The following is a 13,232-nucleotide window of genomic DNA, read 5'->3' as shown; positions in this document are numbered from 1 at the left end:
TCACGGTGTCACTGTCGGCTGCGGCTGGCCCCGCGGGCGTTGGCGGCCCGCCGCGCCGCCCGGTTCATGCCCAACCTCGGCTCTTCATATTTCGCGTAGGCGTCCACGATTTCGGACACAAGCCGATGCCGGACCACGTCGGCGCTGGTCAGTTCGGCGAAGTGGATATCGTCGATACCCTCAAGGATGTCGACTGCGGCACGCAGCCCGGACTGGGCGCCGCCGGCCAGGTCGATCTGCGTAACATCGCCGGTAACAACAACTTTCGAGCCGAAACCCAGGCGGGTGAGGAACATCTTCATCTGCTCGGCGGTGGTGTTCTGGGCCTCGTCGAGAATGATGAACGCGTCGTTGAGGGTGCGGCCACGCATAAACGCCAATGGCACAACCTCGATCACCCCGGAAGCTATCAGCTTGGGGATCAGCTCGGAATCCATCATGTCGTAGAGCGCGTCGTAGAGCGGACGAAGATAAGGGTCAATCTTCTCGCTCAGCGTTCCCGGCAAAAACCCAAGGCGTTCACCGGCTTCCACGGCCGGACGGGTCAGGATGATCCGGTTGACCTGCTTGGTCTGCAGCGCATTGACGGCTTTGGCCATCGCCAGGTACGTCTTGCCGGTGCCGGCCGGGCCGATCCCGAAGACCACCGTGTTGGCGTCGATGGCGTCGACGTAGCGCTTCTGGTTGAGGGTCTTGGGCCGAATGGTCTTGCCGCGGCGCGACAAGATATCGAGGGTGAGAACCTCGGCCGGGGACTCGTTCCCGGTACCGACCAGCATGGCGACACTGTGCCGCACCGCTTCCGGTGTCAATGTGTGGCCGCCGGCGACGATCGCGATCAGTTCAGAGATCACCCGCTCGGCGAGCGCGACGTCGGCGGGCTCGCCGGCCAGGGTGACCGCGTTACCCCGCACATGCAAATCGGCGGCCAGGATCCGTTCGAGTGCACGCAGATTGTCGTCGGCCGAACCAAGCAGGCCCACAACGAGGTCGGGCGGAACGTCGATGCTGCTGCGAACCTGAGAGGGCGCGGGATCAGCAGCGTTGGTCTCGCGGGGCGTCACGTGGTTTCTGATGCCTGCTTTCTGTGCTTTGTCCAGCGGATTGGTTTCTCAGTCTACCGCCGGGGATCCGGATTGGTCATTGCGTAGCAGAGTGTTCGCTGGTAGATCCTGGTCGAGCACCTTGTGGGCCTGGACCGCTCCGGTGATCGGCAGCCCTGTCTCGTCGAGCAGTCCGATTTGGGCCAGCAGCGACGCCTGGTCCCAGTAGATGCGCTCGTAGGCGACTTTGCCCTTCTCGATGCCCATCACCACCACGACCGGAAGCATGACCGGCCGCCCGGTGGGCGCCACGTTGGGCAGAAACGCCGGTATCGGGATGTCGTGGGTGAAGGACATGATCATCTCGTCGACGACACGGTCCACCCCGACCGTGCGACAGACCGGGATGATCGTGGTGTCGTCGGGCCAGTGCCCGATGAAATGGTGGGTGTAGAAGTGTTTGAGGGCTTTACCGCCGACGCCGCCCATCATTGTCGGGACGTGGTTGACATTCGGTTCGGCGACCATCGTTGCCATCGTCGCGGCCACGTCTTTGGCCACGAATTCGTCGGCGACGTGCTCGTCGAAGATCGCGCTGAGATCGTAGGTAGCTTTGTTCATGCCGCCCACTCAACCCCGAGTTCGACGTCAGCGTGCAAAAGTGCGAGAAGATGTCGCGCTAATGCAGATCTCGGCGCCCACGAGCTACTCCCAGCGCGGGGTCAGCACGCCCAGTGCACCAAGTGCGACCGCGGCCGCCGTCGACGTGCGCAACACCGTGGGGCCCAGGCGGACCGCCACCGCACCTGCATCGGTCAGCGCATTGAGCTCGTCGGGAGCGATACCGCCCTCCGGGCCGACTATCAGCATCAACGATTTAGCTTGCGCCACAGCGACACTCGACAATTGATCAGAAGCCGACTCGTGCAACACCAGCACCACGGCGCCGGTTTCCACGGCGTCACGGACCCGCTGGGTCAACGCCGCGGTGGACAGCACGCCTTCGACCGGCGGGATGTGCGCGCGGCGGGATTGCCGGGCCGCGGAGCGGACCACCGCCCGCCACCGGCGGAGGCCCTTGTCGACGCGGTTGCCGTCCCAGCGCGCCACGCAGCGCTCAGCCTGCCACGCCACGAAGGCATCGGCGCCGGCTTCGGTCGCCAACTCGATCGCCAACTCGGAGCGTTCGGCCTTGGGCAGCGCCTGCACGACTGTCACCGGCGGTTGGCCGGCCGCGACGTCCCAGCGCCGCACCACTCGCGCGGACAGCTCGTTGCGCCGGGCTTCTTCGACGACACACTGCGCCAGGCCGCCGGCGCCGTCACCGAGCATCAACTGCTCCCCCGGCCGGATCCGGCGCACGGTGGCCGCGTGGAAACCTTCGTCACCGGCGACGTTGGCCAGCGCACCGGTTTGCGGCAGCGTCTCGACGTAGAACAGGCCGAGCACGGGCGATCAGCGGCCGGTGAAGGTCTCGCGCAGCCGGCTGAACAGCCCGCTGGCGGTGCCGCCGTCAGTGGATCGGACTTCGGCGACGTCGCGGCTGCGACGGCTCTTGAATTCGCGCAGTAATTCGATGTCCCGGTGGTCCAGCCGGCTGGGCACCACGACTTCGACGTGTACGTGCAGGTCGCCGCGCGCACCGGACCGCAGGTGCGGCATGCCGTGGCCGCGCAGCGTCAGCACGGAACCGGGCTGGGTACCGGGCGGGATGGTGATCTCGGTCAGGCCGTCGAGGATCGCGTCGATGGTGATGGTGGTGCCCAAGGCGGCGTCGACCATCGGCACCGAGATCGTGCAGTGCAGGTCGTCGCCGTCGCGGACGAAAACGTCGTGCGGCTGTTCGTGGACCTCGACGTACAGGTCTCCGGCCGGCCCGCCCCCGGGCCCGCCCTCGCCCTGCGAGGCCAGCCGCACCCGCATGCCGTCGCCGACACCGGCGGGGATCTTGACGCTGATGTCGCGGCGTGCGCGCACCCGGCCGTCGCCGCCGCACTTGTAGCACGGGTCGGGGATGACCTCACCGACACCGCGACAGGTGGGGCATGGCCGCGAAGTCATCACCTGGCCGAGCAGCGAGCGCTGCACGGTCTGCACCTCGCCGCGACCACCGCAGGTGTCGCAGGTCGCCGGCGTGGAGCTGCCGTTGGTACCGCGGCCCTGGCAGCGGTCGCAGAGCACGGCAGTGTCGACGGTGACCTGCTTGGTGACGCCCGTCGCGCATTCTTCGAGATCCAGCCGCATCCGCAGCAGCGAATCCGACCCGGGCCGGACCCGGCCGACCGGCCCACGCGATGCCGAGCCCCCACCGAAGGGGCCCCCACCGAAGAAGGCCTCGAACACGTCGCCGAGGCCACCGAAGCCGGGGAAGCCGTTGGCCGTCGCACCGTTTTCCAGCGGGTCGCCGCCCATGTCGACGATGCGCCGCTTGTCCGGGTCGGACAGCACCTCGTAGGCGACGCTGATCTCCTTGAACTTGGCTTGGGCGGCTTCGTCGGGGTTGACATCGGGGTGCAGCTCACGCGCCAGCTTGCGATAGGCGCGTTTGATCTCCGCATCGCTGGCGTTCGGACTGACGCCGAGCAGACCGTAGTAATCGCGTGCCACGCCTGACCTTTCCCCTGACCTTTCTAGGCCGTCAACAACTTGTTAGCGGATGCACAGTCATCGGGCACCCAGCACTTCGCCGATGTACATAGCAACCGCAGCGACACTAGCGATAGTTCCCGGATAGTCCATTCGGGTGGGTCCCAGAACACCCATACCCCCATAGACGGTGTCCACGGTGCCGTAGGCCGTCGACACCACCGAAGTGCCCGCCATCTGCTCGGCTTCGGTTTCGTGGCCGATTCGCACGGTCACCTTGCCGGCCTCCTGCTGGGCCGCCAGCAACCGCAACACCACGACCTGCTCCTCGAGCGCCTCGAGGATCGAGCGCAGCGAGCCGCCGAAATCGGCGGTGTTGCGGGTCAGGTTGGCGGTGCCGCCGAGCAGCAGCCGCTCCTCGCTGTGCTCGACCAGCGACTCCAGCAACACCGTCGCCGAGCGACCAACCGCGTCAGACAGGGTCTTGGATGGCCCGCCGCCGTCGAATTGTCCGACCAGGTCGGAGACCGCGACGGAAGCAGCTGAGACCTTCTTGCCGATCAGCGCCTTGCCCAGCATCTCCCGCAGCTGGGACAACTCGTGGTCGTCGATGACATCGCCGAGCTCGACGATGCGCTGGTCGACCCGGCCGGTGTCGGTGATGACGACCATGAGCAACCGTGCCGGGGTCAGTGCGATCACCTCGAGGTGCCGCACCGTCGACGTCGACAAGGTCGGGTATTGCACGATGGCAACCTGGCGGGTCAACTGCGCCAGCAGCCGCACCGCCCGGCGCAGCACGTCGTCGAGGTCGACGCCGGACTCCAGGAACTTCTGGATGGCGCGCCGCTCGGCCGACGACAGCGGCTTGACGTCATCGAGCCGGTCGACGAACTCCCGGTAGCCCTTCTCGGTGGGCACCCGCCCGGAACTGGTGTGCGGCTGAGTGATGTAGCCCTCGGCCTCCAGCACCGCCATGTCGTTGCGGACCGTGGCCGACGAAACGCCCAGGTTGTGGCGCTCCACCAGTGATTTGGAGCCGATCGGCTCTTTGGTGGACACGAAGTCGGCGACGATGGCGCGTAGCACCTCGAAACGACGTTCCTCGGCGCTTCCCATCCCAATTCACCTCCTTGACCGCGTCCATTTTACGGTGAGCGGCACGTGTTTACGTTCAGCAGCAAACAAGCGGGACTTTTCGCTCGTATTGCCGGAGGGCTAGCCTTATCCGGGTGATTTTCAAGGGTGTGCGAGAAGGTAAGCCGTACCCCGAGCATGGCCTGTCGTATCGGGACTGGTCGCAGATACCGCCCTGCCAGATTCGGCTCGATGAACTGGTCACCACCACCACGGTGCTGGCGCTGGACCGGCTGCTGTCTGAGGACTCCACTTTCTACGGTGATCTGTTTCCGCACGCGGTGAAGTGGCGGGGCATCGTCTACCTCGAAGACGGCCTGCACCGTGCGGTGCGGGCGGCGCTGCGTAATCGCACGGTGCTGCATGCGCGGCTGCTGGACATGGACGCCGTGGCCCAGCAGGCCTAACCCCGCGGTGATCGCAATCGCGGCGAGGCGCTGGGGCACCTCCCAGCCGCGCAGCGGCGAGGGGGACGGGTCACGGCGAATGGAGCAGGCGGTCACATTTCGGCGGGCGGGGGTGTCGAAGTAGCTAAGACCCCCAATCGAGTAGTGAGGACCGCCATGCCACGACTTGCCGGAGTTTCCGACCGCGACGCGCCGCTGGGCGCCCGGATCGCCTTCTTTTTCACCAAGCGACGGTTCAAGCAGATGACCGGCCTGCAAACCGCGACGATGCTGGAACCGCTGCGCATGTATGCCCACATTCCCCCGCTGCTCAACGCCATCGGGCGACTGGAGATGACCGAGTCGAAACTGGACATCCTCAGTGCCCGCCACCGCGCGCTGGCCGAACTCAAGGCGGCCACCACGGTGCGCTGCGAATTTTGCATCGACCTGGGTTCCCAGATCGCGCGCGGCTGGGGGATCACCGATGAGGAATTGCTGGCACTGCCCGACTACCGGAATGCGCCCTGCTTCTCCGACGTGGACAAGCTGATCCTCGAGTACGCCACCGCGGTCAGCCGCACACCGGTCGAGGTGAGCGACGAGTTGTTCGATGCGCTGCGTGCGCATTTCGACACCGCCCAACTCGTCGCCCTCACCCACATCATCGGGTTGGGCAATCTTCGCGCCCGCTTCAACGTCCCGCTGGGCATCGGATCGTCCGGCTTTTCCGAGGGCCGGGTGTGCGCCTTGCCCGACACCGCACCGTGACCGGCCCGACGGCGCTGGCGGAGCGGTTCGAGGCCGCCCGCCCGCGGCTGGGCGCGCTGGCCTACCGCATGCTCGGCTCGGTCGACGACGCCGAGGACGCGGTGCAGGAAGCGTGGCTGCGGCTCAGCCGCGAAAAAGCTGACGAGGTCGCGAATTTGGACGCCTGGCTGACCACCGTGGTCGCGCGGATCTGCCTGAACACCTTGCGCGGCCGCCGTGTCCGCCGCGCCGAGGCCCTCGTCGCGCACGTGCCCGATCCGGTGGTGGACGCGGTGGGGGAATTCGAACCCGAACACCAGGCACTGCTGGCCGATGCGGTGGGACTGGCCATGTTCGTGGTCCTCGACACGCTGTCGCCGCCGGAGCGCTTGGCGTTCGTGTTGCACGACGTGTTCGCGGTCCCGTTCGACGAGATCGCGCCCATTGTGGACCGCTCGCCGGAGGCCACCCGCAAGTTGGCCAGCCGGGCGCGGCAACGCGTCCAGCAGGCTGCACCTGACCCGGATAGCGACCTGACAGCCCAGCGCGCCGTGGTCGACGCGTTCTTCGCGGCCGGACGCGCCAGCGACCTCGACCGGCTCGTCGCGGTGCTGGACCCGGACGTGACGCTGCGCGGCGACTTCGGCCCCGACCAATCCCGTTCGGTGCGCGGCGCAACCGCGGTGGCCGGCTTGGCCCGCAGCTACGCGGACCCGAACCGGGAAGCGCGCCCCGCCACCGTCAACGGCGCCGCCGGCGCGGTGATCTTCGTCGCCGACCGGCCGACCGCGGTCATGGGCTTCGTGGTGCGCGCCGGGCTCATCACCGCGATCGACGTGCTAGCCGACCCGGCCCGGTTGAAGCGGATCGACCTCAGCGCGGTGGGCGGCTAATTGCGGGCCGTGGCGGCTTGCAGCAACGCGATCGCGGCGTCGTGCTGCAAGATCCAGTTGCCGCCCTCGTTGACGAACGCGAGGTTCTTGGTGACCGGCCCGGCGAACTTCGGACCTGTGATGGCGACGTCGGCGCTGGCCGCGTTCGGACCGGCGGGCTGGATGTTCGTCACGGTGAACTGTTCGGGGAAGTTCCCGTTCCGGTAGGCCTTGCGCAGGTCGTGGTCGGCGACAGTGCCTTCCTCCGGGCTGAAGCCGCCTTGGACCAGGTTGTTCTTTTCCGCGTACCCGACACCGGGATCGGTGACTTGGTTGCACAGGGTGGACAACTGCTCGGCGGTGGGCAGTTGCTGACCCGGCGCCGGGGGCGGGTCTTGGGGTAACGGCGCGCCCAGCGCGACGGGCTGCACCGGGAACGTGGACGTCGGGCCGGAGACCACCGACGTCGCTCCGGCGGCTGCCGCTGCGACGGCGGCGACGGTCGCCGCACCGGCGGCGAGGGCTTTCACTGTCATGGCTGTCCTTCCGTTCGGGCGATGATCAAGATCTTTGTGCACCAGCACGGCAAAAGCTAGTGGCCCGATTTCCCCGAATTCATGGCGTCCCGCAGGCTTTTAGGTCGCATGTCGGTCCAATGCTCTTCGACGTACTCCAGGCATTCCGCGCGGCTGGCTTCGCCGAAGACCTGACGCCAGCCGGCCGGGATGTCGGCGAAGGTGGGCCACAGGCTGTGCTGTTCTTCGTCGTTGACCAGTACGACGAAAGTGCCGGTCTCGTCATCGAAGGGGTTGGTGCTCATCATTTCTCCTAGTAGACGGGTCGACCGGGGACAGCTCGGCGCCAAGCACCCGGTCGGACAGCAGGCCCAGGCAGCTGAGGTTGGGAAAGCCAGGACCCTGGTTCAGCCCGGCGAGGTTGGGCAGGAACAACTTCGGCGTGACGTCGGTGACGGCGAGGTCATGGCCGATGGCCTCTTCGAGTCGATCACCGCTCAACGGACCTCCCAGCCCCAGCTCGATCAGGTCCAACGCCTCTTGGCTGAACAGCTCGGTGAACCACAGCGGATCGGCACCTGATCCGTCGATGACCAAGTCAAAACCATGCACTGTTTCGACGTTTTCGCTGCCCCGGTTGGTGGCGAGCGTCAGCCGGATCTGATCGTCGCGACCCACCGCGTGGGCCACTCGACCGCGCAGATGCCGAATGCGGTCGTCGGCCAGCAACGCATCCTGCACGGCCACCGAGAACACTCCGCGGTCGGTGCGGGCAATCGCGTCGCGGCGTTCATCGAGGGTCAGCGCGGCCCAGTTGGTGGGGTCGGAGAACAACGTGTTCTCGAAGAAGCCTTCCCCGCGGGTGAACAACGTCACCTGCGGAGAGATCACCGTAATAGTCGAAACCCGGTGGCGGAACAGCTCGGCAAGCATTGCCGCAGCGGTTTCCCCGCCGCCGATGACGGCCACCCGTTCGGCGCTGATGCGATCGTGTTGGACGCGGTGCCAGAACTGGGCGATGGAAAGCACTCGTGGATTGCCGGGCAGCAAAGACTTTTCGGCCTGCCCGGGTCCGGTGATCATCAATCCATCTGCGTACACGGTCTTTTCGTGGGTGTGCAGCGCCCAGCGTCTACCGTCGACAGCGAGGCGATCGACCTCGCCGTGGACCACCGTCATGTCTATTTGCTCGGCCACCCACCGCAGGTACCGGCCCCACGTCCGGTGGGCGGGTGCCGGGCGGCCGCGGTCGATCCATTGCGCGAACTGGCCGGTGCCTATCAGATACGACTGCCAGCTGTACCGGGTCATCCGCTCGTCCAGCTCGGCGTTGCGCCGCGGCACCAGCGCTGAGCGGTACGGGAACCCGACGTCCTTTTCCGGGCTGGTGCCCAGCCGCTGCGCCCCGTCAGTCCATCCTCCGCTGGCCTGCCAGTTGGCACCTACCGCGATGCGTTCCACGGCGACCACTTGCGGCGCATCGATACCCATTTCGTGCAGGACTGCCGCCTTGGCCGCGACGGCCACGGCTTTGACGCCGGCGCCCAGCACGGCAAGCGTCGTCATTGCACCATCTCCTCGAGCGCCTTGTTCCAAAGTTCTTGCAGCGCAGTAATATCCGTGTCGCTAAAGACGTCCCGCAGCGCCCGCCATTGCGTCACCAGAACTTGGTGATCAGCGGTGCCGACCACGGTGGCCAATATGCTCAGCTCGTAGCGCACCGCCTGCTCGGGCTCGGGAAGCGGCGACACCCCGGACAGCACCCCACGATCCAGTTCGAGTCCCCCGGCGCCGACGACGTCGGCGCGGCCGAGGTAATTGAGCAGCAGCTGCGGTTCGGGTAAGCCGGCGAGCTGATCCGCTGAATCGGCACGCAGGTATCGCAACAGGCCGTAGTCGATTCCGTCGCCCGGAATCGCCGACAGCCGCTGCCCCACCGCGCGCGGATCCTCGGTGTCGACCCGTAGCGGGTAGATGGCGCTCAGCAGACCAACGGTTTCGGTGGTGTCGATAACGTCGGTGGTGTCGTCGAACAGCACATCGGAACGGCCATGGGTCTCCAGCGCCAGCAACGGCGGCGGCGTCGGCTGGCCGCGGCTCCGCCGCCACCGCGTCACCACCCGCGATGCCGCGGCGATCAGCAGATCGAACATCGGCAGACCGGAATTCAGCAGGCGGGCGGTGATATCCAAGTCACACATCACGGTTGTCACCAGCAGGTCGCGCGCGCGATCGCGGCCCGGCTGCACCCGTCGCGTCCCCAGATCAGGGTCTTCACCGGCGAGTTGCGACATCCAAAACGGCGTGCTGTCGAGGGTTTCGGCGCGTTGTATCAATGCCTCGGCCCACCGCCGATAGCTGGTGTGCTCACGAATCGGTGTCGGCTTGTGGCCGGTCATGACCGAACGCAAGGCCGCGTCGAGCTCGCCGAGAACGACATGCCAGGACACCGGGTCCATGGCCAAGACATGGCCGACCAGCACCAGCACACTGCGTCCGGCTGGCGGTCGCAACCACACTGCGCTGAGCAGCCTTCCGCTTTCGGGGTCGAGGCTTTCCAACGCTTGTCGGGTGTGGGCGTGAACGGCTGCTTGCAGGTCGCCCGGCACCGGCACCTCGATGAGGACATCGGACGCCTTGATCGGCAGCAGGCACATGGCGGCCCGGTCCAATCGGGCGCGCAGCACCTCGTGACCGTCGACGACCGTCGCCAGCGCGGTACGCAGCTGATCACCCGTGACACCCTCGGGCAACCGTACGGCTTCGGCCTGCGCCAACCTCCGCGGCTCGCCGTATTCGTAAAGCCAATGAGCGTTCGCCAACAGCGGTATCGGTCCGCCCTCGACGTTGACGTCGGATGCCGTTGCGGCTGTTGCGGCTTCAACGTCTATGGCAGTGGCCAGTTCCCGGATGCTGCCGCACTCCAGCACCAGGCGCGGCCGCAGTCTGATGCCGCGGCGGCGCGCGGCCTGCACCACTGACAGCGCCACGATGCTGTCCAGCCCCAGCTCCAGGAAATCAGCGGTCACGTCGACGCTCGGCAGGTGAAGGAGCTCCGAAAGCACCTCGGCAAGCGCGGTTTCCGTCGCAGTCTCGGGCTCCGCTCCTGTCGACGCATGCTGGTCCGCCGCGGCCAGTGCAACCTCGTCCAGTTTGTCGTTGACGGTCAGCGGGATCTCGTCGACGACGACGATGCGCTGTGGAACCATGTAGCGCGGCAATCGCTCGGCGAGCATGACGCGTAGCTCAGCCGTTGCGGAGCCGCCATGGTCGACCGTGGTCACGTAGGCGGTCAGCTGGGAACTGCCGTGACGCTCGCGCACCAGTACACGCGCCTGCCGTACCGCGGGGTGAGACTCCAGCACCGCGGCGATTTCGCTCGGCTCGACACGGTAGCCGCGTATCTTGACCTGGCTGTCGGCTCGGCCGAGATACTGCAGTGACCCGTCGGGGTGGCGCCGCACCACATCGCCGGTGCGATACATCCGCTCACCGGTGACGAATGGGTCTGCGACGAACCGGGTCGACGTTTCGCCGGCACGGCCCAGATAGCCGCGGGCGAGTTGGGGACCGGCCAAATACAGCTCCCCCACGGCGCCGCAGGGCACCGGGTTGAGCGCGGAGTCCAAGACATAACCGCGGGTTTGCCCGGTGGGGAAGCCGATGGACGGCTGGTCGTGGTCGGCGATCGCCGCCACGACCGCCTCCACCGTGGCTTCGGTGGGGCCGTAGCAGTTGTAGGCGGCCAGCCCGCTGCGCTCGCACTCCTCGCCGATGGCGTTCCACATCGCGGTCCCGATCGCTTCGCCGCCCAGCGCCAGCACCGCCAACGGTGCGGTCGTCAGCAAGCCAAACGCCTTCAGCTGGGCGAACATTGACGGTGTGGTGTCGATCATGTCGATGTCATGCTCGATGATCGTGTGCACCAGCGCCTCGGCATCGGTGCGGGTGCCCTGCTCGACGATGTGTACGGCGTGACCGTCGAGCAATGCGACCAGCGGCTGCCACGCGGCATCGAAGGCGAACGACCAGGCATGCGCGATCCGCAGCCGGCGGCCCAGCCGGTTCGCCGCCGGGCGCAGGACGCTGTCGATGTGGTCGTCGGCGTAGGCGCTCAGCGCCGCGTGAGTTCCGACGACTCCTTTGGGTTCTCCGGTCGTCCCGGAGGTGAACACCACGTAGGCGGCGTGGGACGGGTCCACACCGGTGGCGGGCCGAAAGTCGCTGCGGTGCTGGGCGGCGGCCTCGAGGAATTCCTCGTCGACGACGATCGTCGCTCCGGTTTGCCGCAGAATTGATTCGACCCGGCCAGACGGCATCTCGGGTTCCAGTGGCACAACCATCGCACCGGCTTTGAGGACCGCGAATATTGCTATCGCGTACTGCGGACCGCGGGGAAGCCGAAGTGCGACTGGCGTTTCCGGTCCGGCACCCGCAGCGTGCAAACGTGCCGCCACCCGGTCTGTCTCGGTCTCCAGCTGCGCATACGTCAGCTGTCCGTCGGCCCAACTCAACGCGGGCGCGTGGGGTGTCGCCGTCGCGACGGCGCGCAGTCGCTCGTGAATCGACTGCGGTACCGCCGGTGTCGCGCCGCCCGGCCGGCGGATTGGCGATTCTTCGGTTTCGAGGAGCACGCTGACCTCACGAAGCGGGCGGTCCCAGGCCGCGAGTAATCGCTCGGCGGTAGCCAACACCCGGTGGCCCAACCCGTCCGGTGTCATCGCGCCCAGTGCGCCGTCGAGTACTTCCATCAGCAGCACCAGTCCGCCGTCGGCCAGATGGGCGGCCAGCGTGACGGGAAAGTGCGAGAGGCTTTCCAAGGCGGCGGGACGAAACGTCACACCGTTCGTCGTCAGTTCGCGCGCGCCGACCAAACCGCCGGCCGGAAAGTTCTCATACACCAACAGGGTGTCGAACATTTCGCCGACGCCGCCCAGCGCCCGTAGTTGCGCGTGGCTCAAATAGCTGTGATCGCGCAGTGTCGCGCCAACACGTTGCAGTGCAAGGCATTGCTCTCCGGTGCCGGCGCCTGGATCCAGCGGCACCCGCAACGGCACGGTGTTGATGAACAGGCCGACCATCGTTTCCACACCGCTCAATTCGGCGGGCCGACCCGACACGGTGACACCGAACACCACATCCGAGCGGTCGGTCATCCGCGACAGGATCAACGCCCAGGACATCTGCATCAGCGTGTTGACGGTGATGCCGCGGGTGCGGGCGCCGTCCACGAGGCGTGCGGTGTCTTCTTGATCCAGCCGCAGCTCCGTGCGCCGCGGCAAGCCCGCGGCGGGGGCGGTAGCCGGCAGCGCCGCCGACAGCAACGCGGGACCCGCCAGTCCAGCGAGATGCTCGCGCCAGATCCGTTGGCTGGCAGCGGTGTCACGAGCCGCCAGCCAGCCGATGTAGTCACGGTACGGCCGGGGCGCCGGCGGCAGCGCGTCCAAATCGCCGTTGGCTCCGTATAAGGTCACCAGCTCGGTGACAAACAGCGGCAGCGACCAGCCGTCGATGACAATGTGATGAGCTGTGATCACTAACCGCCAATGCGCAGAGGGTAATTCGATGAGCAAAAAGCGGATGGCGGGTGTGCGTCCGAATTCGAAGGGCCGACGCCGTTCTTCGGCCTCGAGGTGGTGCAGGTCCTCGGGCGACGCAGTGACTTGTCGCCAGGGCAGCTCGACCTGCGTGGGCACGATCTGCACCGGGCGCGATATGCCGCGACTGACAAAGCTTGCCCGCAAATTCGGGTGACGCTCCAGCATTTTCGCGAGGCAATCGGTCAACAGCGCGACATCGAGCGAACCGGAAATGTCGGCGGCCATCGCGATCACGTACGGGTCGTCTGCCTGATCGGACAGCATCGTGCGCGAATACAGCCCCTCTTGCAGCGGGCTGAGCGCCATCACGTCGTCGATGCCCGGCGGCGCGCTGGGCTGGGCC

Annotated in this window: 12 protein-coding genes; 3 read left to right on the top strand and 9 right to left on the bottom strand. The window is 66.8% G+C overall.

What is annotated here, in order from left to right:
• Positions 1 to 8: 8 nt before the first annotated feature.
• The 5 genes from MSP7336_RS14695 to hrcA all read right to left on the bottom strand — a co-directional run bounded on the left by MSP7336_RS14695 (position 9) and on the right by hrcA (position 4,748).
• On the bottom strand, positions 9 to 1,064 hold the full coding sequence (locus MSP7336_RS14695) for a PhoH family protein (RefSeq protein WP_113964003.1): 1,056 nt from the start codon (positions 1,062 to 1,064) through the stop codon (positions 9 to 11).
• Positions 1,065 to 1,112: 48 nt separating this feature from the next.
• Positions 1,113 to 1,664, bottom strand: a complete 552-nt coding sequence (locus tag MSP7336_RS14690; protein ID WP_069397066.1) for an ester cyclase — start codon at positions 1,662 to 1,664, stop codon at positions 1,113 to 1,115.
• A gap of 84 nt (positions 1,665 to 1,748) precedes the next feature.
• Complete coding sequence (locus MSP7336_RS14685; protein WP_113964002.1) at positions 1,749 to 2,492, bottom strand: 16S rRNA (uracil(1498)-N(3))-methyltransferase; 744 nt, start codon at positions 2,490 to 2,492, stop codon at positions 1,749 to 1,751.
• Between the two features lie 6 nt (positions 2,493 to 2,498).
• The gene (gene dnaJ / locus MSP7336_RS14680) at positions 2,499 to 3,650 is read right to left on the bottom strand and encodes a molecular chaperone DnaJ (RefSeq protein WP_113964001.1); all 1,152 of its coding nucleotides are present in this window, start codon (positions 3,648 to 3,650) and stop codon (positions 2,499 to 2,501) included.
• 57 nt (positions 3,651 to 3,707) lie between these two features.
• The gene (hrcA, locus tag MSP7336_RS14675) at positions 3,708 to 4,748 is read right to left on the bottom strand and encodes a heat-inducible transcriptional repressor HrcA (protein WP_069397069.1); all 1,041 of its coding nucleotides are present in this window, start codon (positions 4,746 to 4,748) and stop codon (positions 3,708 to 3,710) included.
• Positions 4,749 to 4,861: 113 nt separating this feature from the next.
• On the opposite strand from hrcA, the gene MSP7336_RS14670 reads away from it, so the two are divergent.
• The 3 genes from MSP7336_RS14670 to MSP7336_RS14660 all read left to right on the top strand — a co-directional run bounded on the left by MSP7336_RS14670 (position 4,862) and on the right by MSP7336_RS14660 (position 6,795).
• A complete protein-coding gene (locus MSP7336_RS14670; RefSeq protein WP_069397070.1) occupies positions 4,862 to 5,173 on the top strand; it encodes a type II toxin-antitoxin system VapB family antitoxin in 312 nt (103 codons plus the stop codon).
• Between the two features lie 156 nt (positions 5,174 to 5,329).
• On the top strand, positions 5,330 to 5,923 hold the full coding sequence (locus MSP7336_RS14665) for a carboxymuconolactone decarboxylase family protein (protein WP_069397071.1): 594 nt from the start codon (positions 5,330 to 5,332) through the stop codon (positions 5,921 to 5,923).
• The gene (locus MSP7336_RS14660) at positions 5,920 to 6,795 is read left to right on the top strand and encodes a sigma-70 family RNA polymerase sigma factor (RefSeq protein ID WP_113964932.1); all 876 of its coding nucleotides are present in this window, start codon (positions 5,920 to 5,922) and stop codon (positions 6,793 to 6,795) included. The genes MSP7336_RS14665 and MSP7336_RS14660 overlap by 4 nt, the downstream gene beginning before the upstream one ends.
• On the opposite strand, the gene MSP7336_RS14655 is transcribed toward MSP7336_RS14660, so the two are convergent.
• The 4 genes from MSP7336_RS14655 to MSP7336_RS14640 are packed head-to-tail and all read right to left on the bottom strand — an operon-like array spanning position 6,792 to position 13,195.
• Complete coding sequence (locus MSP7336_RS14655) at positions 6,792 to 7,310, bottom strand: MTB12 family secreted protein (RefSeq protein ID WP_069397072.1); 519 nt, start codon at positions 7,308 to 7,310, stop codon at positions 6,792 to 6,794. The two genes, MSP7336_RS14660 and MSP7336_RS14655, sit on opposite strands and share 4 nt — an antisense overlap.
• Before the next feature lie 56 nt (positions 7,311 to 7,366).
• Positions 7,367 to 7,594, bottom strand: a complete 228-nt coding sequence (locus MSP7336_RS14650) for an MbtH family protein (protein ID WP_069397073.1) — start codon at positions 7,592 to 7,594, stop codon at positions 7,367 to 7,369.
• Positions 7,572 to 8,855: an NADPH-dependent L-lysine N(6)-monooxygenase MbtG gene (gene mbtG / locus MSP7336_RS14645; RefSeq protein ID WP_069397074.1), complete on the bottom strand. Its 1,284-nt coding sequence runs from the start codon at positions 8,853 to 8,855 to the stop codon at positions 7,572 to 7,574. Before mbtG ends, MSP7336_RS14650 begins: the two co-directional genes overlap by 23 nt.
• Positions 8,852 to 13,195 carry a non-ribosomal peptide synthetase gene (locus tag MSP7336_RS14640; RefSeq protein WP_113964931.1) on the bottom strand — a complete coding sequence of 1,448 codons (4,344 nt, stop codon included), beginning with the start codon at positions 13,193 to 13,195 and terminating at the stop codon, positions 8,852 to 8,854. The genes mbtG and MSP7336_RS14640 overlap by 4 nt, the downstream gene beginning before the upstream one ends.
• Between the last annotated feature and the right edge of the window lie 37 nt (positions 13,196 to 13,232).

The sequence above is a fragment of the Mycobacterium shimoidei genome (assembly GCF_900417275.1).
Lineage (GTDB): Bacteria > Actinomycetota > Actinomycetes > Mycobacteriales > Mycobacteriaceae > Mycobacterium > Mycobacterium shimoidei.
Note: the sequence above shows the minus strand (reverse complement) of the source record. Positions and strands in the feature narration are given on the sequence as shown.

Coding starts and splice junctions, on each gene's coding strand:
- MSP7336_RS14690 (WP_069397066.1), bottom strand. CDS start 1,664: ATGAACAAAGCTACCTACGATCTCAGCGCGATCTTCGACGAGCACGTC.
- hrcA (WP_069397069.1), bottom strand. CDS start 4,748: ATGGGAAGCGCCGAGGAACGTCGTTTCGAGGTGCTACGCGCCATCGTC.
- MSP7336_RS14665 (WP_069397071.1), top strand. CDS start 5,330: ATGCCACGACTTGCCGGAGTTTCCGACCGCGACGCGCCGCTGGGCGCC.
- MSP7336_RS14655 (WP_069397072.1), bottom strand. CDS start 7,310: ATGACAGTGAAAGCCCTCGCCGCCGGTGCGGCGACCGTCGCCGCCGTC.
- MSP7336_RS14650 (WP_069397073.1), bottom strand. CDS start 7,594: ATGAGCACCAACCCCTTCGATGACGAGACCGGCACTTTCGTCGTACTG.
- mbtG (WP_069397074.1), bottom strand. CDS start 8,855: ATGACGACGCTTGCCGTGCTGGGCGCCGGCGTCAAAGCCGTGGCCGTC.
- MSP7336_RS14640 (WP_113964931.1), bottom strand. CDS start 13,195: ATGGCGCTCAGCCCGCTGCAAGAGGGGCTGTATTCGCGCACGATGCTG.